The 22212-nt window shown below is 60.9% G+C and carries 21 protein-coding genes; 15 read left to right on the top strand and 6 right to left on the bottom strand.

Annotated features, from left to right (window positions below; translation table 11 throughout):
- Positions 1-29: 29 nt before the first annotated feature.
- Complete coding sequence (locus LPB072_RS22535; RefSeq protein WP_066096464.1) at positions 30-977, bottom strand: LysR family transcriptional regulator; 948 nt, start codon at positions 975-977, stop codon at positions 30-32.
- A 94-nt stretch (positions 978-1071) separates the two neighbouring features.
- On the opposite strand from LPB072_RS22535, the gene LPB072_RS22530 reads away from it, so the two are divergent.
- Positions 1072-2427 (top strand): aspartate aminotransferase family protein, encoded by a 1356-nt coding sequence (locus tag LPB072_RS22530; RefSeq protein ID WP_066096976.1) that lies wholly within the window; start codon positions 1072-1074, stop codon positions 2425-2427.
- Positions 2428-2435: 8 nt separating this feature from the next.
- On the opposite strand, the gene LPB072_RS22525 is transcribed toward LPB072_RS22530, so the two are convergent.
- The 3 genes from LPB072_RS22525 to LPB072_RS22515 all read right to left on the bottom strand — a co-directional run bounded on the left by LPB072_RS22525 (position 2436) and on the right by LPB072_RS22515 (position 5236).
- Positions 2436-3878: a sensor histidine kinase gene (locus tag LPB072_RS22525; RefSeq protein WP_066096972.1), complete on the bottom strand. Its 1443-nt coding sequence runs from the start codon at positions 3876-3878 to the stop codon at positions 2436-2438.
- 64 nt (positions 3879-3942) lie between these two features.
- A complete protein-coding gene (locus LPB072_RS22520; protein WP_066096969.1) occupies positions 3943-4617 on the bottom strand; it encodes a response regulator in 675 nt (224 codons plus the stop codon).
- A 130-nt stretch (positions 4618-4747) separates the two neighbouring features.
- Positions 4748-5236 (bottom strand): MarR family winged helix-turn-helix transcriptional regulator, encoded by a 489-nt coding sequence (locus LPB072_RS22515; protein WP_066096459.1) that lies wholly within the window; start codon positions 5234-5236, stop codon positions 4748-4750.
- A 304-nt stretch (positions 5237-5540) separates the two neighbouring features.
- On the opposite strand from LPB072_RS22515, the gene recA reads away from it, so the two are divergent.
- The 4 genes from recA to LPB072_RS22495 all read left to right on the top strand — a co-directional run bounded on the left by recA (position 5541) and on the right by LPB072_RS22495 (position 8186).
- Positions 5541-6656, top strand: a complete 1116-nt coding sequence (gene recA / locus LPB072_RS22510; protein ID WP_066096457.1) for a recombinase RecA — start codon at positions 5541-5543, stop codon at positions 6654-6656.
- A 20-nt stretch (positions 6657-6676) separates the two neighbouring features.
- A complete protein-coding gene (locus LPB072_RS22505) occupies positions 6677-6880 on the top strand; it encodes a DUF6500 family protein (RefSeq protein WP_231943357.1) in 204 nt (67 codons plus the stop codon).
- A 58-nt stretch (positions 6881-6938) separates the two neighbouring features.
- Positions 6939-7397 carry a recombination regulator RecX gene (gene recX, locus LPB072_RS22500; protein ID WP_066096455.1) on the top strand — a complete coding sequence of 153 codons (459 nt, stop codon included), beginning with the start codon at positions 6939-6941 and terminating at the stop codon, positions 7395-7397.
- Between the two features lie 105 nt (positions 7398-7502).
- Positions 7503-8186, top strand: a complete 684-nt coding sequence (locus tag LPB072_RS22495; RefSeq protein WP_066096452.1) for a DUF4336 domain-containing protein — start codon at positions 7503-7505, stop codon at positions 8184-8186.
- A gap of 33 nt (positions 8187-8219) precedes the next feature.
- Here LPB072_RS22495 and argC read toward each other — a convergent pair whose 3' ends face one another.
- Positions 8220-9143 carry an N-acetyl-gamma-glutamyl-phosphate reductase gene (argC, locus tag LPB072_RS22490; protein WP_066096449.1) on the bottom strand — a complete coding sequence of 308 codons (924 nt, stop codon included), beginning with the start codon at positions 9141-9143 and terminating at the stop codon, positions 8220-8222.
- A gap of 185 nt (positions 9144-9328) precedes the next feature.
- On the opposite strand from argC, the gene sucC reads away from it, so the two are divergent.
- The 10 genes from sucC to LPB072_RS22440 all read left to right on the top strand — a co-directional run bounded on the left by sucC (position 9329) and on the right by LPB072_RS22440 (position 21559).
- The gene (sucC, locus tag LPB072_RS22485; RefSeq protein WP_066096445.1) at positions 9329-10495 is read left to right on the top strand and encodes an ADP-forming succinate--CoA ligase subunit beta; all 1167 of its coding nucleotides are present in this window, start codon (positions 9329-9331) and stop codon (positions 10493-10495) included.
- Between the two features lie 17 nt (positions 10496-10512).
- Positions 10513-11406, top strand: a complete 894-nt coding sequence (gene sucD / locus LPB072_RS22480; protein ID WP_066096442.1) for a succinate--CoA ligase subunit alpha — start codon at positions 10513-10515, stop codon at positions 11404-11406.
- Between the two features lie 138 nt (positions 11407-11544).
- Positions 11545-14217: a CHASE2 domain-containing serine/threonine-protein kinase gene (locus tag LPB072_RS22475; protein WP_231943355.1), complete on the top strand. Its 2673-nt coding sequence runs from the start codon at positions 11545-11547 to the stop codon at positions 14215-14217.
- A 66-nt stretch (positions 14218-14283) separates the two neighbouring features.
- Positions 14284-15066: a Stp1/IreP family PP2C-type Ser/Thr phosphatase gene (locus LPB072_RS22470; protein ID WP_066096437.1), complete on the top strand. Its 783-nt coding sequence runs from the start codon at positions 14284-14286 to the stop codon at positions 15064-15066.
- Between the two features lie 46 nt (positions 15067-15112).
- On the top strand, positions 15113-15739 hold the full coding sequence (locus tag LPB072_RS22465) for an FHA domain-containing protein (RefSeq protein ID WP_066096435.1): 627 nt from the start codon (positions 15113-15115) through the stop codon (positions 15737-15739).
- A gap of 79 nt (positions 15740-15818) precedes the next feature.
- The gene (locus tag LPB072_RS22460; RefSeq protein WP_066096432.1) at positions 15819-18068 is read left to right on the top strand and encodes a CHASE2 domain-containing protein; all 2250 of its coding nucleotides are present in this window, start codon (positions 15819-15821) and stop codon (positions 18066-18068) included.
- A 47-nt stretch (positions 18069-18115) separates the two neighbouring features.
- Positions 18116-18919 (top strand): 3',5'-cyclic-nucleotide phosphodiesterase, encoded by an 804-nt coding sequence (locus LPB072_RS22455; protein ID WP_066096429.1) that lies wholly within the window; start codon positions 18116-18118, stop codon positions 18917-18919.
- 216 nt (positions 18920-19135) lie between these two features.
- Positions 19136-19705, top strand: a complete 570-nt coding sequence (locus LPB072_RS22450) for a pilin (protein ID WP_066096425.1) — start codon at positions 19136-19138, stop codon at positions 19703-19705.
- A gap of 489 nt (positions 19706-20194) precedes the next feature.
- Positions 20195-20761, top strand: a complete 567-nt coding sequence (locus LPB072_RS22445) for a pilin (RefSeq protein ID WP_066096421.1) — start codon at positions 20195-20197, stop codon at positions 20759-20761.
- Positions 20762-20770: 9 nt separating this feature from the next.
- Complete coding sequence (locus tag LPB072_RS22440; protein ID WP_066096417.1) at positions 20771-21559, top strand: hypothetical protein; 789 nt, start codon at positions 20771-20773, stop codon at positions 21557-21559.
- Positions 21560-21587: 28 nt separating this feature from the next.
- On the opposite strand, the gene moaC is transcribed toward LPB072_RS22440, so the two are convergent.
- On the bottom strand, positions 21588-22103 hold the full coding sequence (moaC, locus tag LPB072_RS22435) for a cyclic pyranopterin monophosphate synthase MoaC (RefSeq protein WP_066096415.1): 516 nt from the start codon (positions 22101-22103) through the stop codon (positions 21588-21590).
- Between the last annotated feature and the right edge of the window lie 109 nt (positions 22104-22212).

Raw genomic sequence — 22212 nt, 5'->3', positions numbered from 1 at the left:
GCTGGCGTTGCTTCCGAATGCCATCTTCATCAGGTAGTGGCCTGTTGGTGAGGCTGGTGCGCGCCATGCAGGGCGACCCGGAATGCTTCGGCCACCCTCGACGGCCCAGGCGCATGCCGCCAGATGCAGGCAAAGCGGCATTCGTAGCGCAACACCGCAGGCGCCACGGCCCGCATCTGCTTGGCCTCGACAAACACCCGGGCATAGTGATCGGGCAGGAAGCCCACATAGGCGCCGGAAAGTATGAGGTTGGCCACGGCCTCCTGGTCCGATGCGGTGGCCGCCCGTTCCAGGCGGCGGGCGTGGGTGAGGGCCATGTTGGGCGAGTGGTAGCCCAGGGCTGCGAGGGCTTGCTTTTGCAGGGCGGCCCAGTCGCGCGCGGCGTCGTCGCGCGCACGGAACCACGGGTGGCCCTCGCTGGCATAGAGCTGCATGGTTTCGCCGAATAGGTCCAGGTAGTCCAGACTTTCAGAACGCCGGTGCTCGGGGATGATGCCCAGATGGTACTGGCCGTCGATCACGCCGCGCTCGATCATGCCAATGGGGCCCACGTGCAGGTGCAGATTCACCTGGGGTGCGATGGCACGGAAGCGGCGAATGGCCTGCGGTATGTGCGATTCTGGGTTGGTGGCGGTTTTTTCAAACAACGCCACATGCAGGTCACCACCCATGCGGCGGTGGATATCGTGCAGTTCGCCGCGAAAGGCGTCGGTGGCAGCAATCAGGTGTTGTGCGGCGGCGTAGACCCGGGTGCCCTCGGGTGTGAGTGCGAAGCCACCGCGCCCGCGCCGGCACAACACCAGCCCCAGCCGGGTTTCCAGGTCTTTCACATGGCGGCTGATGGTCGACATCGCAAGGTTGAGCTCCAGCTCGGCCGCGGCCATGCCGCCGCAATCGGCCACCGCCTTGAATACCTTCAGCAGGCGAAGATCCACGTCGGCTATCTGGCCGATCGAAGGGATGGCGGTTTGTTGCATAAATCGTCAAGTAAAGTGGCGTGTGTTGTCATTTTCATGGAGTGAACGGCTTCTGACAATGGCGCCCTTGACCACCCTTTTCCGAAAGCACGCCATGGACCTGAGCGACTCCCAGCAATTGCAGCAAGCCAATCCCCGCACCGACGCCGAATGGCTCGCAGCCCACTGGATGCCATTCACCGGCAACCGCCAGTTTCAGCAGGATCCGCGTCTGATCGTGCGCGGCGAGGGAGCCTATTACACGACCCACGATGGCAGGCAGGTGTTCGATGGCCTGTCGGGTTTGTGGTGTACGGGTCTGGGCCATGGCCGCAAGGAAATTGTTCAAGCCGTGAGTCAGCAGATGGCCACGCTGGACTATTCACCCGCTTTCAACTTTGCGCACCCGCTGTCGTTTGAGCTGGCCAACAAAATCGTCGAGCGCATGCCGGCAGGTCTCAACCGGGTGTTTTTCACAGGCTCGGGTTCGGAGTCCGCAGACACCTCGCTGAAAATGGCCCGCGCCTACTGGCGAGCCAAAGGCCAGGCCGGCAAAACCCGTTTGATCGGCCGAGCCAAGGGTTACCACGGTGTGAATTTTGGCGGCATCTCGGTGGGGGGCATCGTGGGCAACCGCAAGCTGTTTGGCCAAGGTCTGGAAGCCGATCACCTGCCGCACACGCAAGCCGCCAACGGCACGTTTGCTCGTGGCATGCCCGAGACAGGGGCCCATCTGGCCGACGATTTGCTGAACCTGATTGCCCTGCACGATGCGTCCAATATTGCCGCCGTGATCGTGGAGCCGTTTGCGGGCTCTGCCGGTGTGATTCCGCCACCCGTGGGCTATTTGCAGCGCCTGCGCGAGATCTGCACGGCAAACAACATCTTGCTGATTTTTGACGAAGTGATCACCGGCTTTGGGCGTGCGGGCGCCTGGACCGGCGCCGAGGCTTTTGGCGTCACACCCGACATCATCAACTTCGCCAAACAGGTCACCAACGGCACACAGCCCTTGGGCGGCGTGGTTGCCAAGCAGGAAATCTGCGACACCTTCATGGGCGCAGGCGGTCCCGAATACGCGATCGAGTTCCCACACGGCTACACCTACTCGGCCCATCCGGTGGCCTGTGCCGCCGGTATTGCATCACTCGACTTGCTGGCGAGCGACAACTCGCTGGAACGTGTGCGCGAGCTCGCGCCGGTTCTGGAGCACGCCGTGCATGGGTTGAAAGGCGTGAAGCACGTGGCCGATGTGCGCAACATCGGTCTGGCTGCGGGCATCACCATCGACGCCATGCCAGGAGAACCAGCGCGCCGGCCTTTTGAGATCGCCATGGCCATGTACAAGAAGGGCTTTTACGTGCGCAATGGTGGCGACACCATTCAGCTGGCGCCACCCTTCATCAGCACCCCGGCCGAGATCGATCGGATGGTGAGCGCGCTGGGCGATACGCTGCAAGCCCAGGCTTGAGCGCCCGGCTATTCTTCGGCGCGGCTTGACTTCGGACTGAAGCGCACCGAGACCCGCAAGCCGCGGTGATTGCGGTTGTTGTGGGCGTCTTCCATGTGCACCGAGGCGCCGTGTTGCTGGGCAATTTCGTGCACGATGGCCAGGCCCAGGCCTGAGCCATCCACGTTGGTACCCAGCGCGCGGTAGAACGGCTGCAGAACCAGTTCACGTTCGTTCTCTGCAATACCCGGGCCGTTGTCTTCGACTTGCAAAATCTGCACGCCGCTGAACCGGTCAAAGAGCACGCGCGCTGTCACCACACCCTCGCGCCCCGAGTAATGGATGGCGTTGTCCACCAGGTTGCGAACCATTTCCTGCAGCAGCGTGCTGTTGCCTTCCATCAGGCAGTTCGCGGGCATGGCCTCAGGCCCGTCGTAGCCCAGATCAATACCGTGCTCCATGGCGCGGGGAACCGAGTCTTGCACCACGCCTGTGACCAGCTCGGCCAGATCGATGGACACGGTGGGCAGGGTGCGACCGGTGGTTTCGGCGCGGGCCAGCGCAAGCAACTGGTTCACCGTGTGGGTGGCGCGGGTGCTGGCGCGGGCGATCTGTTGCAGCGAGCCGTGCACTTCCTGGGGGTCGGTCTCGCGTTGCGCCAGTTCGGCTTGCATGCGAAGGCCAGCCAGCGGCGTCTTGAGCTGGTGTGCGGCATCGGCCAGGAAGCGCTTCTGGGTGGTGAGCGAGGCCTTGAGCCGGGTGAGCAAGTCGTTGATCGATGAGACCAGCGGGGCCACTTCCTGCGGAATGAACGACTCTTCAATGGGGCTCAGATCGTCGGGTTTGCGTGCCCGGATGCGCTGCTCCAGCTCATTGAGTGGGCGGATGCCGCGCACCAGCGCCAGCCAAACCAGCAGCACTGCCAGCGGCAGGATGATGAACTGCGGCACCATCACGCCTTTGATGATTTCTGTGGCCAGCGTGGAGCGCTTGCCTTTGGTTTCAGCCACCTGCATGAGCACCAGGTGTTCCGGGTTGTCCGAGCGTGCAAGCCAGGCATAGGCCACCCGCACCTCATCGCCACGCACGGTATCGTCGCGCAGCATCACCTTCCCAGGTTCGGGCGTCTGGTTGTCATGGGGCAGCGGGAAATCGACTTCACCGCTGATCAGGGCGCCACGCGGATCCAGCACCTGGTAATAGACCAGATCACTGTCGTCGGCGCGCAGCAGATCGCGTGCCTGAGGCGTGAGGTTGAAGCTCACCTGGTTGTTGCTGGCGACGACAAACTGCGTCAACGCCAGCAGGTTGAATTCCATTGCGCGGTCAAACGGTTTGCTGGCAATGCCCTGAGCCACGAACCAGGTGAGCGCCAGAGACAGCGGCCACAACAGCAGCAGCGGCGTGAGCATCCAGTCGAGAATCTCGCCGAACAGGCTGCGCTGCTCTCGCTGGAACAGTCCGAACGACATCGAGCCAAAACGCTCGTCTTTGGGTACCGGTGCTTCGCCCGAGCCCTGGGCGACGGCGGCCTCTTCAGCCAGGGATTTTTTCAAGGCAGTAACCCAGACCGCGTACTGTGGCGATGCGGATGGGGCCCTTTTCGATCTTTTTGCGCAGGCGGTGGATATACACCTCAATGGCGTTGTTGCTCACCTCTTCGCCCCATTCGCAAAGCCGCTCGACCAACTGGTCTTTGCTGACCAGCCGGCCGGAACGCTGCAGCAAAACTTCCAGCAGCCCCAGTTCACGCGCCGACAACTCGACCATCTTGCCCTCGATGGTGGCCACGCGACCGGCCTGGTCGTATTCCAGCGGGCCATGTTTGATGGTGGATGTCGCGCCACCCATGCCGCGGCGCGTGAGGGCGCGAACCCGGGCCTCCAGCTCTTGCAGCGAAAACGGCTTGGCCATGTAGTCGTCGGCACCGTAGTCCAGGCCCTTGACGCGCTCTTCCACGCTGTCAGCCGCCGTCAGAATCAGCACCGGCAAGACCGAGCCCCTGGAGCGCAGGCGCTTGAGCACCTCCAGGCCATGCATCTTGGGCAGGCCGAGATCAAGAATGAGCAGGTCGAACTCGCTGTTGGTCATCAGGGCCGCATCGGCTTCGCTGCCGCTGGCCACGTGATCCACTGCGGCGCCTGCGGCCCGCAAACTGCGCAACAAACCATCGGCCAATACCTGATCGTCTTCTGCAATAAGGATGCGCATCATTGTCTCCAGTTGTTGTGGCTGTGCGCCGTGGCGCCAGCTGTTGGGGCGGGGCGTCCCGTGCTCCGTCTGTAATTATGACGAATGCCTGCGCCACCGCACGGCGGGGCAACCCTTGGATATGCGCCATTTATCCGGCGCCATAGGCTTCCAGACCCAGAGAAACCACAGTGGCCACCTCTTCGCCCACCATCGCGCGAAATTCGTCCTGGGCTTGTGCCACTGCTTGCTGAAAGGCATCGAGCCAGAGCAGGCCCGTGGAGGTGAACACGATGCGGCGCGCACGCCCATCGTGTGGGTCAGGCTCGCGCCGCACCAGATCCCAGGCCTCGCACTGCGTCACCAGGTCGCCCATGGCCTGCTTGCTCATGCCGGCGGCCTCTGCCAGTTCGGTCAGCCGCGAGCCGTTGCGGCTCAGATGGCGGGTGATGTGCACATGGGCTGCACCGATCTGATCGCGCCCAGCCAGGTTCGACAGCGCCAACGGCACATTCGCGTCGTGGGCCATCAGGTGCAGTACCCGCTCGTCGAAGCGGCGCAAGGCCAAGCCCATGAGCCGCCCCAGGTGGGTCTGGCGCCAGCGGTCGTCTTCCTGATGGCCCTCAATCTGCTCGATCATCTAAAACCCTTCAGCCTTTTCGAATGCCCGACAGCCGCCCAATTCGAAGAGAGGGCGGCAATGCGAAGCCCCAGCACACGCCGTGGAACCGGCTCCGCCGGGCCGCAGGCGTGGTCCCCTTGGGGGGAAGCCGCGCAGCGGCGCAGGGGACGTTATATAGTAAGGCAAACTGACGAAAATATGGCTTGTCAGGAATGTATGAGGCGATAAACTCCTGTTCAAGCATCCAGCCTGTATGCAAACCCAAATGGCTTGAAGCGAACACCCACTCTCTTCGCAGATCAACATATTCAAGGAGTTAAAAATGGACGTAGCCGTCAAATCCAATTCGCTCAACAGTGAAAAATCCAAGGCCTTGCAGGCCGCATTGGCCCAGATCGAGAAACAGTTCGGCAAGGGCACCATCATGCGTCTGGGCGAAGGCGAGGTGATTGAGAACATCCAGGTGGTATCCACCGGCTCTCTGGGCCTTGACATTGCACTGGGCGTTGGCGGATTGCCGCGTGGTCGGGTGGTCGAAATCTACGGCCCTGAGTCATCTGGCAAAACCACGCTCACGCTGCAAGTGATCGCCGAGATGCAAAAGGTGGGTGGTCAAGCCGCTTTCGTGGACGCTGAGCACGCTCTGGACATCCAATACGCCCAAAAACTGGGTGTGAACCTGCAAGACCTGCTGATCTCCCAGCCCGATACCGGCGAACAAGCGCTGGAGATTGTGGACAGCCTGGTGCGCTCTGGCGCAGTCGACCTGATCGTGGTCGACTCGGTCGCAGCGCTCACACCCAAGGCAGAACTCGAAGGTGAAATGGGCGATTCTTTGCCCGGCCTGCAGGCCCGGTTGATGAGCCAGGCCCTGCGCAAGCTCACCGCATCCATCAAAAAAACCAACTGCACGGTCATCTTCATCAACCAGATCCGCATGAAGATCGGCGTGATGTTCGGCTCGCCCGAGACGACCACCGGTGGCAACGCATTGAAGTTTTACTCCTCTGTTCGCCTGGATATCCGCCGCACCGGCACCATCAAGAAGGGCGACGATGCAATCGGCAACGAAACCAAAGTCAAAGTGGTGAAAAACAAGGTGGCGCCTCCTTTCAAGACGGCCGAGTTCGACATCCTGTTTGGTGAGGGCATCAGCCGTGAAGGTGAGATTCTTGACCTGGGCGTGGCCAACCGCGTGATCGACAAGTCGGGTGCCTGGTACGCCTACAACGGGGAAAAAATCGGCCAGGGCCGCGACAACTCGCGCGAATTTCTGCGCGAAAACCCCGATCTGCGCTTTGAGATCGAAAACAAGGTGCGCACCGAGCTGGGTGTACCGCTGCTGCCCAGCAGCGAGGCTCCTGGCAAGGGTGGCAAAAAGGCGGCCAAAGCCGAAAAAGCCGAAAAGGCTGAGGCTGTCGTGCCGCAGGTGGAGTGAGCGGAATCTTGCGGACATCCTTGAGAGAGACAATCGTTGCCGTGTGCGACGCCAAGGTGGCCAGCAAAGGCGAAGGGGTGGGCTTGTCGTTCTATGCTTTCTTCGCCAACAAGAACGATGACCCTGACCTCTTGCTGGAAGCGGCCACCTGGTGGATTCATACCCACCGGTTGGACCACTTCGAAAAAGCCGTGAAGATCAGGCAACTGGTGCAATCCGCGTGAGCGCGCTTTGTCACTGTGTCACTGGCCCTCGAGGGGGCTTTTCCGGTAGTGAGCAGACATGGCCTTTAACCAACTCTCGCTGAAGGGCCGCGCCCTGCGCCTGCTCGGGCAGCGTGAGCATTCGCGCGCCGAGCTGGAGCGCAAGCTGCGCCCACATGAGACTGAAGCGGGCGAGCTGGCCAAGGCGCTGGACGATTTGCAGGCCAAGGGTTTCATCAACGAACAGCGCGTTCTGGAGTCGGTGATTTTTCGTCGCGCGCCGCGCCTGGGGGTGATGCGGGTGCGGCAAGAGTTGCTGGCCAAGGGCTTGGCGCCTGAAGCGATCGCTCTGGCCGTGGGCAACTTGAAGGCCACCGAGGTCGAGCGCGCCCGCGAGGTCTGGCGGAAAAAATTTGGCGGGCCTGCCGATGACGCGCAGGGCCGGGCGAAGCAGATGCGCTTTCTGTCGACCCGTGGGTTTGCCGCCGAGACCATTTACAAGGTCGTGAAAGGCTCGGAAGACGACGGGATCGAGTGAGCCGGTTGGTGGTGCGAGATTGGGTTGGGCGCATGCAATGCGGCCGGGGCGGGCATACACTGGCGCGCTGATCGTGCTGTGCACAACAGAAGAAAGACGCCACCCATGCTGCAATCCATCGCCCCCGATCTGTGGTGCGCAACCCACCGCTTCAAGTCCATGGGTTTGGCGCTGTCGTCGCGCATGACGGTGGTCCGGTTTCCCGATGGTGCCTTGTGGCTGCACTCACCCATTCCCCTCACCGAGGCGCTCAAGAACGGGTTGAATCAACTTGGGCGGGTCCGCTGGATCGTCGCCCCCAACCTCGCCCACCACCTGTTCGCAGGGGAGGCGCTGAAGGCCTATCCCTTGGCGCAGTTGTGGGGAGCGCCAGGGCTCATAAAGAAGCGGCCAGATCTGACGGAGCTGCGCACCTTGCCCAGGGAGGTCTTGCCCGAGTGGGCGTCAGAGCTGGATCAGGTGTTTGTGGAGGGTATGCCGCTGGTTCGTGAGACGGTCTGGTTTCATGAGCGCAGCAAGACCCTCATCGCCACCGACCTCTGCATGTGGTTCCAGGGTGACTGGCCTTGGCAGTCGCGGGCGTACGGTCACCTCAATGGTGTGATGAACGGTCTGGCGGTGTCCAGGCTGGTGTCGCTGGTCACCCGGGACAAGCCTGCCGCCGCCGCAAGCTGTCAGCGCATCCTGCGTTGGCCGATCGAGCGGGTGGTGATGGCGCATGACAGCATCGTGGACATGAACGCCAAAGTGCAGCTGGCGAAGGCCCTGGCACGGTTCAGCCCAGACTGAATGCCCGGGAACTGCCTGCCTGACAGGCCGGGATCAAAGACCCAGCATCAACCGCAGGTTTTGCACGGCCGCGCCGCTGGCACCCTTGCCCAGATTGTCCAGGCGGGCAATGACCACGGCGTGTCGCTGCGCTTCATTGGCAAAGACGCGAATCTCCAGCTGGTTGGTGTTGTTCAATGCCGTGGCATCGAGCTTGCCGTCGGCCGTGGCCGGCTCCACGCGCACAAAACCACCTTGAGCGACGCTGCTCGCGTAATGGGCCATGAGGGCGTCGTGCAGGTCGCTGGCCTTGGGCTGGCCAGGCAGCTGGTCCAGGTGCAATGGCAATTGCACCAGCATGCCTTGTTCAAAGTTGCCCACCGCTGGAATGAAGATGGGGCGGCGCGTCAGGCCGGTGTAGCGCTGAATCTCGGGGATGTGCTTGTGGGCTAGGCCCAGGGCGTAGGCTTCATGCAGCGGCGCTTCGCCCTTTGCATAAGCTTCGATCATGGCCCGGCCACCGCCGGAGTAGCCACTCACCGAAGGCAGGGAAACAGCCGCGTCGGCGGCGAGCAAGCCGGCGTCGATCAAGGGACGCAGGATAGCGATGGCGCCGGTGGCGTAACAACCGGGGTTGGCCACCCGGTCGGCCTTGGCCACAGCGGCGGCCTGTTCCGCGCAGAGTTCAGGAAACCCGTAGGACCATGAGTCGTTGCAGCGGTGAGCCGTAGAAGCATCGATGATGCGGGGCTTCTTGCCCGGCAAGCCATCGATCATGGCGACCGACTCGATGGCCGCGTCGTCATGCAGGCAGAGAATCACCAAGTCTGCCTGTGCCATGAGTTCGCGCTTGGCCTCGGGATCCTTGCGGCGCTCGGGTGCGATGCTCAAAACCTGAATCTGGGGCATGCCTTGCAGGCGATCTCGAATCTGCAATCCGGTGGTGCCGGCTTCGCCATCAATGAATACCTTGCTCATGTCTCGGGCCCTTGTCAGTTCTGATTCAGAGATGCGTCAATATAATTATGCATTACGCTAATACGTGATCAACACTTTGGTGCGTCGCAGCATGATACATTCTTGGGTTGCTGTGTCCAGTACCCGCGTACCGGCTGACTGCGGTTTGACCGGATCGAGAAACCCCCCAGTCTGAGAGAGACCTCATGAAAATTCACGAGTACCAAGGCAAGGAAATCTTGCGTCAGTTCGGCGTGCCCACACCCCGTGGCATTGCTGCTTTTACTGTGCAGGAGGCCGTCGAAGCCGCACAAAAACTGGGCGGCCCTGTGTGGGTTGTCAAAGCCCAGATCCACGCCGGTGGCCGTGGCAAGGGCGGTGGCGTGAAAGTGGCCAAGTCGATTGACGACGTCAAACGCCTGGCGACCGAAATCCTGGGCATGCAGCTCAAGACCCACCAGACGGGCCCCGAAGGCCAGAAAGTGCGTCGCCTCTATATTGAAGACGGCGCCGACATCAAAAACGAACTGTATGTGTCGCTGGTCACCGACCGCGCGACGCAAAAGGTCGCCCTGATCGCTTCGAGCGAAGGCGGCATGGACATTGAAGAAGTGGCCCATTCCACGCCCGAGAAAATCATCACCGAGATGATTGACCCGCTGACCGGCATCACCCCTGAGCAGTCGAAAAAAGTCGCCGCTGCCATCGGCCTGACCGGCGATTCTGTGGAACAGGCGATCGACATCTTCGCCAAGCTCTACAAGTGCTACATGGACACCGATGCGTCGCTGGTGGAGATCAACCCGCTGAACTGCGACTCCAAAGGCAACCTGATGGCCCTGGATGCGAAGTTCAACTTCGATCCCAACGCCCTGTTCCGCCATCCCGATATCGTGGCTTTCCGCGATCTGGACGAAGAAGACGCAGCCGAAATCGAAGCTTCCAAGTTCGACCTGGCCTATATCAGCCTGGACGGCAACATCGGTTGCCTGGTGAACGGCGCTGGCCTGGCCATGGCCACCATGGACACCATCAAGTTGTACGGTGCCGAGCCTGCCAACTTCCTGGACGTGGGCGGCGGTGCCACCCCCGAGAAGGTCACCGAAGCCTTCAAGATCATGCTGAAAAACACCAAGGTCAAGGCCATCATGGTCAACATCTTCGGCGGCATCATGAAGTGCGACACGATCGCCACCGGCGTGATCACGGCCTGCAAAGCCACCAACCTGAGCGTGCCACTCGTGGTTCGCATGAAGGGCACCAACGAGCAGTTGGGCAAGAAGATGCTGGCCGAATCCGGCCTGCCCATCATCAGCGCCGACACCATGGCCGAAGCCGCTGAAAAAGTGGTCGCCGCGGTCAACGCAGCCTAACGCCGAAGGAACACACCATGTCGATTTACATCAACAAAGACACCCGAGTCATCACCCAGGGCATCACCGGCAAGACCGGCCAGTTCCATACGGAAAAGTGCCAGGAATACGCAAACGGCAAAGAATGTTTTGTCGCCGGCGTGAACCCCAAGAAGGCCGGTGAGTCGATCTTCAACATCCCGATCTACGCCTCCGTCAAGGAAGCCGCAGCGGAAACCAACGCCACCGTGTCGGTGATCTATGTGCCGCCAGCCGGCGCTGCCGCTGCGATCTGGGAGGCCGTTGAGGCCGATCTGGATCTGGCGATCTGCATCACCGAAGGCATCCCGGTCAAGGACATGCTCATCTTGCGCAACAAGATGAAGGCCAAGGAAGCCGCTGGCGGCAAGAAAACCTTGCTGCTCGGCCCCAACTGCCCAGGCTTGATCACGCCCGACGAGATCAAGATCGGCATCATGCCCGGCCACATCCACAAAAAAGGCCGCATCGGCGTCGTGTCCCGCTCGGGCACGCTGACCTATGAAGCCGTGGCACAGCTGACCGAAATCGGTCTGGGCCAGTCGAGCGCCGTGGGCATTGGTGGCGACCCCATCAACGGCCTGAAGCACATCGATGTCATGCGCGCTTTCAACGAAGATCCCGATACCGACGCCGTCATCATGATCGGCGAAATCGGTGGCCCGGACGAAGCCGAAGCCGCCGAATGGTGCCGCGACAACATGAAGAAGCCGATCGTTGGCTTCATCGCTGGCGTGACCGCCCCTCCCGGCAAGCGCATGGGCCACGCCGGTGCGCTGATCTCTGGTGGTGCCGACACGGCCGATGCCAAGCTGGCGGTCATGGAAGCCTGCGGCTTCAAAGTCACGCGCAACCCATCGGAAATGGCCAAGCTGCTCAAAGCCATGCTCTGATTTCGGGCATCCCCCTCAAAAAAGGCAACGTTAGCGTTGCCTTTTTTGCGTTTTGACGCCGTGTGAATGCGCGTAGCCTGCGAGGCTGGATAACACTTGCCCGAAACTGCCCATCCCCTATTCAGGCGCCAGCCATCCGTGTCACCTACATTGCCGTTGCCAACCCCTCGCAAAAAAAGGCGAATCTTCTCTGATGCCCTGCTGGCCATCGGGATTGCTCTGGGCGTGATCCTGGTGCAGGCAGGTACGCGCCTGTTCACGGGGCTGGAGCTCCAGTTGTATGACACGGCGATCTCACTGACACCACGTTTGCCCAGCGACCGCATCGCGGTCATTGCCATTGATGACACCAGCATTGCCAACATAGGCAGATGGCCATGGCCGCGCGAAGTCCACGCCCGCCTGATCGACCAACTGTCCGCGGCCGGTGCCAAGACCATCGCACACACGGCCTTCTTCTTTGAGCCTCAGACAGACCGCGGCCTGGAAAGCCTTCGTGCTTTGCGCGACACCCTGGGCGATGCACCTCGCCCGGTTGCATTGAACGACCTGGGGCCGAACGCAGACCGCTATCTAAGGGACTACATCAACGCTGCGGAACAGCGCCTTGATTCCGATGCCGTTCTGGCCAGCAGCATGCGTGCCTCTGGGCGGGTGGTGATTCCCTCGTTGTTCACCTTGGGCGATGCACCGGGGCGCCCAGATGCGCCATTGCCCGGCTTTGCGCGGCGCAGCACCTTGCCAGACGGCGCCAGCCTGGGCATGCCTGCCACCGCCACGCAGCAGCCAATGGCCATGTTCGGTGATGCGGCTCAAGCGGTGGCGCATTTGAACCCGGCGCTGGATGTTGACGGCGCGGTACGTGCCGAACCGCTGTTGGTGAGATTTGATGGCGAGGCCGTACCGTCGATGGCCCTGACAGTGGCGGCCATCACTCTGAACCTCAACCGCGAAGACGTTAAGTTGATGCCGGGAGAGGGCTTGATGCTGGGGGCAAGACGCATCGAAACCGACCCGCAAGGGCGTGTGTTGCCACAGTATTACCCCCCGCGAAACGGCAAACCGGCATTCTCTACAGACGCCTTCTATGACGTGATTGCAGGCAAGATTCCAGCCAGCAAATACAAAGACAAAGTGGTCATCATCGGCGCCACCGCCGCCGGCGTAGGCACTTTCTTTAAGACCCCGGTGTCCGCCGCGCTGTCGCCTGCGGAAATGCTGGCGCACACCACCTCCAGCCTGTTGCAGAACCATTTCATTGCCTCGCCAGGCTGGAGTCGCGGCGCGGTGCCGGCGGTGCTGGTCCTCTTGGTCGCGTACCTCGCCTTGGTGTTGCCGCGCTTGTCGGCGGCCAGAGGGGCCTGGGTCTCCCTCAGCTTGTTCCTCGGCATGGTGGGCCTGGAGGTGTTCTTGCTGGCGCATGAGGCGCTCTGGCTGCCACTGGTGTTCCCCGCAGCCTTGCTGTTGATAGGCCATCTCGCTCTCGTGACACGCCGCTTTGGCGCCACCGAATCCCGCAAGTTGAGCAGCGAGGCCGAGTCGGCCGAAACCAATCGGCAAATGGGGCTCTCGTTACAAAGCCAGGGCCAGCTGGACATGGCATTTGATCGTTTGCGCCGGGTGCCTCACAGTGAAAGCCTGATGGAAAACCTCAGGGGCCTCGCCCTTGACTTCGAACGGAAACGCCAATTTGCCAAGGCCGAAACGGTGTACGCACACATGCTGCAGATGGGTGGAGCAGATGGAGACCTGCAACGCCGTCTGAACCGGGCCAGGGACATGTCCCAAGCCGTGATGCTGGGTGGCAACGCCAGCCATCCCGGTGGCACCCTGCTCCTGACGGGCGACGGTATTGAAAAGCCGATGCTCGGTCGGTATCAGATCGAAAGAGAACTGGGCAAGGGAGCAATGGGGGTGGTCTACCAGGGCCGCGATCCCAAAATCGGGCGCGTCGTGGCGATCAAGACGCTGGCCTTGAGCGCCGAGTTCGACGGACACGAGCTGCAAGACGCGCGTGAGCGCTTCTTCCGGGAGGCCGAAACCGCCGGGCGTTTGCAGCATCCCAACATCGTGACGATTTTTGATGCGGGCGAAGAGCACGACCTCGCCTTTATCGCCATGGAGTTTCTCAACGGCCAGGATCTGGTTGTTCACGCCCGGCCAGGCCAACTGCTTCCCATGGCTGCTGTGCTGGAGATCGGCATTCAGGTTGCGCAGGCGCTGGACTATGCCCATCGACATCAGGTGATTCATCGCGACATCAAGCCCGGCAACATCATGTTTGATGCGGTGACGGCCGCTGTGAAGGTGACCGACTTTGGCATCGCGCGCGTCACCGATGCCAATCGAACCAAGACCGGGACCATTCTGGGCACCCCGAGTTTCATGTCGCCAGAGCAACTGGCAGGCCGACGGCTCGATGGGCGCTCGGATCTCTATTCGCTCGGTGTGACCCTGTACCAATTGTTGACGGGCACGTTGCCGTTTCGAGGCGATTCGTTGAGTGCGCTGATGTACGACATCGCCAACAGCCCTCCCCTGAACCCCCTTTTGGCTCGCCCAGACATGCCGCAGGCCATGGCAGATATACTTGAACGAACTCTAAGCAAGGCCCCAGAAGACCGGTATGCAACGGGTGAAGCTCTGGCAACCGAGCTTCACCGTGTGGCGAGTGCCTTGCCCGAAGGGGGCGACATGACAGGGGTACAACAAAGCAGCGCTGGGGACGACCCCTATGAGGCAACCTTGGTGCGATCTCCTCGCACCTCTGAAGTGAACAGCACGAACAACACCGGCCCTTTGGCCATATAGAAAGTGACAGGCGTGGACCGCAGATTCGACAAGCGGCCAGGCTCCGCGTTCTCCTGACCAAGTTACATGAACATTGAGCACTTCGCCCAGACCGACCCGGGCCTGATCCGCGGCAACAACGAGGATTCGGTGGTGGTTGACGACGAGAACCAGTTGGTGGTTCTGGCCGATGGCATGGGCGGATACAACGCAGGCGAAGTCGCCAGCGCCATGGCAACCTCGTTCGTCAAGACCGAACTCGGGCGCTGGTTGCTCGAGGGTGGTAGCGAAGCCAGCTCCCGCGAGCTCAAGCGGGCCATGGAAATCTGTATTGACAACGCCAACCGTTCAATTTTCAACGCGGCCAACGCCAATGCGGCCTATGCCGGCATGGGCACCACCTTGGTGATGGGCGTTTTCGCTGGTTCGAGGGCCATGATCGGCCATGTGGGTGATTCGCGCTGTTACCGTTTGCGCGGGACCACCTTGCAGCAACTCACCCGGGACCACTCTTTGTTGCAGGAGCAAATCGACGCCGGGCTCATCTCTGTCGAACAGGCGCAGTTTGCCACCCACAAAAACCTGGTCACCCGGGCGCTGGGTGTAGAAGACACGGTGTTGTTGGAAGTCAACGAATTCCGTGTTGAAGACGGCGACATTTACCTCTTTTGCTCCGATGGCTTGAGCGATATGGTGACCGACGAAGGGCTTGCGGCGATACTTCAGCCAGAAGGAACGCTTGAGGAAAAGGCCGGGGCGCTGGTTGACGCGGCCAACGACAATGGCGGGCGCGACAACATATCGGTGATACTGGCGCATGCCCGTGCAAAACCTATGCGCAGGGGGCTGTTGTCCCGCATGCTGGGGTAACATGAATGCTTAAGAATTGGTTTATCAGGTTCCAGAGGAGTCGGCCATGCCGAAAATGATCGTTTCTATTGATGGCGTGGTCATCAAAGAAGTGCAGCTAACCAAAGACCGTACGACCTTGGGTCGCAGGCCATACAACGACATCGTTATCGATAACCTCGCTGTCAGCGGGGAACATGCGGTGATGCAGATGTCGGGGGCCGAGGTGTTTCTGGAGGACCTGAACAGCACCAATGGCACTTACGTGAATGGCAAGGCCATCAAGAAGCAGCAGTTGCAAAACGGGGACACGGTTGAGATTGGCAAGTACAAGATCAAGTTCGTTCACGATGGCGCGTCAGACAATTACGAAAAGACCACGGTCATCAACTCGGGCGCCGTCGAGGGCGCAACCCCTGCCGCTGGCAGTGTGGGTAGCGCTGCGATCAAGGTGATGTCGGGCGCTGCAACGGGTCGGGAAGTGCCCCTCGTGAAGGTGGTGACAACCATCGGCAAGCCGGGTGTGGCTGTCGCGGCAATCACGCGCCGTCCACATGGCTACGTGGTGGCCCTGGTTGAAGGGGCGGTCAAGCCCACCGTCAACGGTACCGCTTTGGGTACCGAAGCACTCAATCTGAAGCATGGCGACGTGATCGAACTGGCCGGCACGCAGATGCAGTTCATCCAGCACTGATGTCTGCTGTGGCCGCCGGGTCCTTGGGCTCGGCGCTGCCAATCCCTTCCTGTTCTCTTCAGGTTTCACCCGTCGCAGCATGCAGGCCCTGAGCAAACACGGGCCGCGCATTGCGGTGACGCTGCTGCCGCTGATTCTGGTGATATTGCATGCCGTGGGTGTGATGCCCATGGGGATACTGCAGCGCCTGGACGATCTGGCCTATGACGCGCGCTTGCGTGCCACCATGCCAGAGACGCTCGACGAGCGGGTTGTGATCGTCGATATCGATGAGAAAAGCCTGGCCGAGGTCGGGCGCTGGCCCTGGGGTCGCCACCACATGGCGCGCCTTGTGACCACGCTTTTTGAAGACCAGAAGATTGCGGTGCTGGGCTTTGACACCGTTTTCGCCGAACCCGATGACAGCGCTGGGCTGGTGCAGCTCCGGCGCCTGGCGAACGGTGCTTTGGCCGATCAGCCCGGGTTTGCCCAAAGCGTGGAAGCTTTGGCGCCTGAACTGGACCACGACGACCAGTTCGCCAAAGCCCTTGAAGGGCGCCCTGTGGTGCTGGGGTATTACTTCACCAGTGATCGGGAGGGGCGAACCAGTGGCGTTTTGCCGTCGCCGGCTATCGCTGGTGACTCTCTGGAGGGCCGGCGCATTCTGGCAACGCAATGGGACGGCTACGGATCCAATATTGCAACCCTGACCGAGGCGGCGCCACGCGCGGGCTTTTTCAACTCCCTGACCGATCGCGATGGGGTGGTGCGCTCCTTGCCGTTGCTGGCAGAGTACCAGGGGCGTTACTACGAATCCTTGGCGTTGGCGATGTTTCGCGTGTTGCTGGGTGACCCCGAGATCTCACCCGGCTTTCCCCGCCAGCGTTTTTTGCCATCGGATTACCAGGCGCTGGAAAGCGTTCGCTTGCGGAAAGACGCGACAACTTTGTCGATTGACGTGGATGAACGCGTGGCTGCCCTGGTTCCGTTCCGGGGCAAGGGCGGGCCTCGCGGAGGGTCGTTTACGTATGTCTCAGCCGCCGACTTGCTGGCCAACCGTGTGGCGCCAGGGAGCCTGGCCAACAAGATTGTGCTGGTGGGCACGACGGCACCCGGCCTGCTGGATCTGCGGGCAACGCCAGTAGGGGAAACCTACCCTGGCGTTGAGACCCATGCCAATCTCATTGCGGGTTTGCTGGACGGCGAGTTGCTGACCAGGCCCGACTATGCGCTGGGCTACGAATTGGTCACGCTGGTGGTCGCGGGCTTGATCCTGGCGTTGGCCTTGCCTTTGCTGAGTGCCACAAGGGCGGTGTTGTTGAGTGTGGCCGTGGTGGCGATGGTCATCGGCCTGAACACCTGGCTTTTCGTCGGCCATGGCCTGGTGCTGCCTCTGGCCAGTACGCTGGTGATGTCGGCGTTTGCCTTTGCTTTGAACATGAGCTACGGGTATCTGATTGAAAGCCGCGCCAAGCGTGACCTGGCGAATCTGTTTGGCACTTACGTGCCGCCCGCGCTGGTGGATGAAATGGTGAAAGATCCCGCCAGCTATTCCATGAAAGCGCAAATGCGCCAGCTCACCGTGATGTTTTCCGACATGCGTGGCTTCACCCAGATATCGGAAACCATGAATCCGGTCGAGCTACAAGGCTTGCTCAACACCGTGTTCAACCAGATGACAGGAGTGATTCGCGATCACCGCGGCACCATCGACAAATACATGGGTGACTGCGTCATGGCCTTTTGGGGTGCCCCCGTCAAGATGGACAACCATGCGACGCTGGCCGTGCAGGCGGCGCTGGACATGGCCAGGACCCTCCGGGCCATCAATGCCCAACGCCTCGCCCAGGGGAGCACGCCCATTGGCCTGGGTCTGGGTCTCAACACGGGCGACATGTGCGTCGGCGATATGGGCTCTGACATGCGGCGGAGCTACACCGTGATTGGCGATGCCGTCAATCTGGGCGCCCGGCTGGAAGGGTTGTCGCGTCTGTATGGTGTCGATATCGTGGTCAGCGAATTCACCCGGTCCCAGGCCAGCGGATTTGTCTGGCAAGCGCTGGACCGTGTGCGGGTGAAGGGCAAAACCCAGTCGGTTGATATTTATTCGCCTTGTTGCCTGGTCAGTGAGCTGACCCCGGAACTGGCTGAGGAGCTTGCTCTCTGGGAACTCGCACTCAGCGCCTGGCGGGCCCAGGCCTGGGAGGTTTGTGAACAACGGCTCATCGAGCTGCGGCGCAAGAGTGAGGAAAAAGTCCTTTACCACCTTTATGCGGAGCGGGTAGTCTCCATGAAAGCGTCGCCGCCCGGCCCCGAGTGGGACGGCATCGCCGTTTTTGATAACAAATAGCGCAGCGGTCTTTCAGGGCGGGCGCCAACCACAGGGATGGTTTTTTAATGCGGGTACGAGTCCTGGGCTGTTCTGGCGCGATCGCGCAAGGCTGTCGAACCACGTCATTTTTGCTCGACGACGATGTGCTGATCGATGCGGGCACCGGCGTTGGTGACCTGACCCTGGCCGAAATGGCCCGGGTGCAGCACGTCTTGCTCACCCATTCCCATCTGGACCACATCGCGAGCCTGCCCCTCATGCTCGATGCCGTGGCCGCCATCCGACTCGCCGCAGGAGCGTCACCCCTGCAGGTTCATGCGCTGCCCGGCACCATCGCCGCGCTCAAGACCCACATATTCAACAACCTGATCTGGCCCGATTTTTCCACCATACCGAGTGCCGACTCGCCCCTGGTCCGGTTCGAGCCCATTGAGGTTGGGCAGGAACTGTCGGTGGGTGGCAAAACCGTGGAGGTTTTGCCCGCTGTGCACACCGTGCCCGCCGTGGGCTATGCCGCCGCCGCCGAGTCGGGCTACTGGGTGTTCAGTGGCGATACCGAGCGCAACCCGGCCTTCTGGCAGCGGGTCAACCAGTTGCCTGTGGCCATGCTCATCATTGAGACCGCCTTCAGCGACCGGGAAAAAGACCTGGCCCAACGCAGCAAGCACCTGTCGCCCAGCGTGCTGGCCACCGAGCTCGACAGCATCGGCACCCACCAGCATTACCCCATCTATATCACCCACACCAAGCCCGCCGAAACGGGATTGATCATGACCGAGGTGCAACGCTTCGATCAGACGCCCAGCCGGGTCGGTGATGTGCGCCACGACATTCGCTGGCTGAGCGCCGGGCAAACCTTCGATCTTTGAATGTGCGCGTGACAATTTGTGTCGTCGAGCGGCAAAGTGACAAAAAACGTCACCCCAAAACCCGCAAGAGCGCACAAAACGTCACCCGAAGGACCTAAAGCGCGAAAAAGCGCACAAAAAACAGCGCATTTCAGGTTGGCACGGTCTCTGCTCAATAGAAACCGTCTCTTACACCTCATTGTGTTTTTCCCCTTTCAATCCCTCAAGGAGTTTTAAATGAAGCGTTCCATGCAAAAAGGTTTCACCCTCATCGAACTGATGATCGTGGTGGCCATCATCGGTATTCTGGCTGCCGTGGCTCTGCCCGCTTACCAGGATTACGCCGTTCGTGCCAAAGTGAGCGAGGCCGTGATCGCTGCCTCTTCCGTGAAGGGTGTGATGAGTGAGGCCTTCCAGACTGGTGGCATTGGTGCCATGGACGCAGCAGCCGCTGGTATCAACTCCACGGCGGTCGTTGAGAAGGCCTCCAAGTATGTGATGAATATTTGCGTTCAACAGCCTGCGACCGCAGCAGCTTGCGCTGCGCCCGGTGCGGGTGCTACCTGGGCGATCAACGTCGCCATCGCTGCCACGGCTGCGAATGGTATTCCCACTGGCTTGAACGGCAGCGAAATCACCTTTTCTCCAAACGTGCAACAAGCAGTTCCTACCGCTGCAGTCTCGGGCGCGATTGACTGGGCTTGCGTAAGTTCGACCGCGAGCACTGCAACGGCTCGTGGCCTGGTCAACCGTGTCGCTCCCACCATTGCGCTGCCAGCCAAGTACGCACCTGCTGAGTGCCGTTGATTTCACTTCTGCTGTGCTTGCCGCAGCAGAGGCTAGAACCTAAAAAGGGAGGCGCTTGGCGCCTCCTTTTTTTCGTCCGATTCTCGCGGACATCAGTTGCGTCGCAGTTTCGCCAGGGGTTGGTGTGCGTCCGACCCGGGTGTTGCCACCCGGCGCGCCTCTCTCTCTCTCTGTGGGGCCAGGCAGGCCGCACTTGATGCCTTGTCTCAAGTTGGAGTCCTGCATCGCGCTGTGCCGAATGGGATAGGAATGTCTTCCTGGTCAACCCCATGAAGCCCGCTTGGTGGCCTGTACCGAAGCTTTGGTTCGGAGGGTGTCGAAACGTGCCAGTCTGGTCGCCTCACCGGGGGGCCAAACAATGTCACTTGAGGGCAATCCCGGTGTGACAAATCTCACAAAAATTTGATCTGCATGCGTGGCACGGACCATGCATATGAACCCGTACTTGCGCGCAGAATGCGTCCTTTTTCAAAGTCCAGAGGACGACCTATGAAGAGCTCAAACCACCGTGGTTTCACGCTAATTGAACTGATGATCGTTGTGGCCATCATCGGCATCCTTGCGGCCGTTGCGTTGCCTGCCTATCAAGACTACGCAGTTCGGGCCAAAACGTCAGAAGCCGTTGTGGCCGCATCGGCAGCGAAGACTTTCATGAGCGAGGGATACAGTGCAGACACGGTGGCGGGCTTGAGTTCAGCAGCCGCAGCGTTCAATCTTGTACCACTTGCGGACAAGCAGTCGAAGTATGTGGCCAACATGTGCGTGCAAACGCCGGGCGTTGTTGGCACGGTTTGTACGCCATTTGCTGGCAGCGCCACTTGGCCGATCTACGTGACCCTGGCTGCGAATGCGGCCAATGGCATCCCAACTCCGCTCAATGGTCTGACTTTTGTGTTGTCTCCAAACGTCAACGGCGTCGCACCCACGGCGGCGTCTCAGGGCCCGATAGATTGGGCGTGCGCTGGGACCACCAATGCCACCGCGACCGCTCGTGGCATGGCGAATCGTGTGCTGGGCACCTTGCCAGCCAAGTATTTGCCCGCAGAGTGCAGATAAACTTCGCCTATGTCCTTCAACTTGCGCATGAGGGCGGCGTCCAAGGCTGCCCTCTTTCATTTTCTGGCATCGGCGGGGGTGGCTGCAATGGCGGCCGTCCTGGTGTTCCTCGTCTGGTACCCGCATCCTTATGGCCTGCTGTCGGGAGGCCTCAAGCTGTTTTTGATTCTGGTGACAGTGGACGTGGTTTGCGGCCCGTTGCTGACCTTGGTCTTGTACAGCCCGAAGAAGCCCCGCCGCGAAATTCTGATCGACATGTCTCTTGTGATCTTGATTCAGCTGGGTGCGCTGGTCTATGGGATGCACACGGTGCATCAGGCGCGACCGCTTTTCCTGGTGCACGAGGTTGACCGATTCCGGGTGATTTCCATGCCAGACTACAACGGCGACGACGTTCACAAGGAGCTTGGGGCTCTCCCTCTCGCAATCCGCCCGCGCTGGACCGGGGGGCCGGTTGTCGTGGGCATCCGGGACTCCATCAACAGTGAGGAGCGCAAGGAAGTCATGGTGGAATCAGTGTTTGGCGGTCGCGACTACTCCCAAAGGCCAGAGTTTTACATCCCCTACGACGAGACTTACAAGCCGAAAGCGCTGTCCAGGACCAAGCCGCTTCAATCTTTCGTTGACCGCTTTCCAGAGACCGGCACTGCGGCTGTTGAACTGCTTACACGAGCGAAAGTCGGCATTGAACAAGCCAAGTTTCTGCCTGTGATGCACAAGCAGGAATGGGTTGCTGTGATGGATGGCGAGGCAAAAATCGTCGGATTCTTGCCTGGTGATGGCTTTGCCGTACCGTGACGTGAACCACACACGGGCGGAAAAAGCTTCATCCGTTGGCCACAAAATCCCCACTCTTCCCCCCCCGCTTCTCCACCAGCCGCACCCCGCCGATCGCCATGCCCCGGTCGGCGGCCTTGCACATGTCGTAGATGGTGAGCAGGGCCACGCTCACGGCTGAGAGGGCTTCCATTTCCACGCCGGTCTGGCCGGTGCACTCGGCTGTTGCGCGGCACAGCACGCTGTTGGTCGCCGGTTCCACCTCGAACTCCACCGCAACCCGGGTCAGCGCAATCGGGTGGCACAGCGGGATCAGATCGCTGGTGCGTTTGGCTCCTTGAATGCCGGCGATGCGGGCGATGCCGAGCACGTCGCCTTTTTTGGCGGTTCCGCTCTGGATCAGCGCCAGGGTGGCAGGCTCCATGGTGATGCGGCCTTCGGCCACCGCGATGCGGTGGGTATGGGCTTTGGCGGCCACGTCCACCATGTGGGCCTGGCCGTTGGCGTCGAAGTGGGTCAGGGGGCTGTTGCTGTCGGACGCTGACGGGGATGCGGGCGGGTTCATGGCGGCCTTTGCTAACGCTTTACAGAAACTAATGGGCTTTGGCGGCATCATACGGGGATGCACCAGATTGACCCTTCATCTTCCGGTTCTCGCGCCCCTCAAGGACTTG

The organism is Hydrogenophaga crassostreae, from assembly GCF_001761385.1.
GTDB classification, from domain to species: Bacteria; Pseudomonadota; Gammaproteobacteria; order Burkholderiales; family Burkholderiaceae_C; genus Hydrogenophaga; species Hydrogenophaga crassostreae.
Note: the sequence above shows the minus strand (reverse complement) of the source record. Positions and strands in the feature narration are given on the sequence as shown.

Coding starts and splice junctions, on each gene's coding strand:
- LPB072_RS22535 (WP_066096464.1), bottom strand. CDS start 977: ATGCAACAAACCGCCATCCCTTCGATCGGCCAGATAGCCGACGTGGAT.
- LPB072_RS22530 (WP_066096976.1), top strand. CDS start 1,072: ATGGACCTGAGCGACTCCCAGCAATTGCAGCAAGCCAATCCCCGCACC.
- LPB072_RS22525 (WP_066096972.1), bottom strand. CDS start 3,878: ATGTCGTTCGGACTGTTCCAGCGAGAGCAGCGCAGCCTGTTCGGCGAG.
- LPB072_RS22520 (WP_066096969.1), bottom strand. CDS start 4,617: ATGCGCATCCTTATTGCAGAAGACGATCAGGTATTGGCCGATGGTTTG.
- LPB072_RS22515 (WP_066096459.1), bottom strand. CDS start 5,236: ATGATCGAGCAGATTGAGGGCCATCAGGAAGACGACCGCTGGCGCCAG.
- recA (WP_066096457.1), top strand. CDS start 5,541: ATGGACGTAGCCGTCAAATCCAATTCGCTCAACAGTGAAAAATCCAAG.
- recX (WP_066096455.1), top strand. CDS start 6,939: ATGGCCTTTAACCAACTCTCGCTGAAGGGCCGCGCCCTGCGCCTGCTC.
- LPB072_RS22495 (WP_066096452.1), top strand. CDS start 7,503: ATGCTGCAATCCATCGCCCCCGATCTGTGGTGCGCAACCCACCGCTTC.
- argC (WP_066096449.1), bottom strand. CDS start 9,143: ATGAGCAAGGTATTCATTGATGGCGAAGCCGGCACCACCGGATTGCAG.
- sucC (WP_066096445.1), top strand. CDS start 9,329: ATGAAAATTCACGAGTACCAAGGCAAGGAAATCTTGCGTCAGTTCGGC.
- sucD (WP_066096442.1), top strand. CDS start 10,513: ATGTCGATTTACATCAACAAAGACACCCGAGTCATCACCCAGGGCATC.
- LPB072_RS22470 (WP_066096437.1), top strand. CDS start 14,284: ATGAACATTGAGCACTTCGCCCAGACCGACCCGGGCCTGATCCGCGGC.
- LPB072_RS22465 (WP_066096435.1), top strand. CDS start 15,113: ATGCCGAAAATGATCGTTTCTATTGATGGCGTGGTCATCAAAGAAGTG.
- LPB072_RS22460 (WP_066096432.1), top strand. CDS start 15,819: ATGCAGGCCCTGAGCAAACACGGGCCGCGCATTGCGGTGACGCTGCTG.
- LPB072_RS22455 (WP_066096429.1), top strand. CDS start 18,116: ATGCGGGTACGAGTCCTGGGCTGTTCTGGCGCGATCGCGCAAGGCTGT.
- LPB072_RS22450 (WP_066096425.1), top strand. CDS start 19,136: ATGAAGCGTTCCATGCAAAAAGGTTTCACCCTCATCGAACTGATGATC.
- LPB072_RS22445 (WP_066096421.1), top strand. CDS start 20,195: ATGAAGAGCTCAAACCACCGTGGTTTCACGCTAATTGAACTGATGATC.
- LPB072_RS22440 (WP_066096417.1), top strand. CDS start 20,771: ATGTCCTTCAACTTGCGCATGAGGGCGGCGTCCAAGGCTGCCCTCTTT.
- moaC (WP_066096415.1), bottom strand. CDS start 22,103: ATGAACCCGCCCGCATCCCCGTCAGCGTCCGACAGCAACAGCCCCCTG.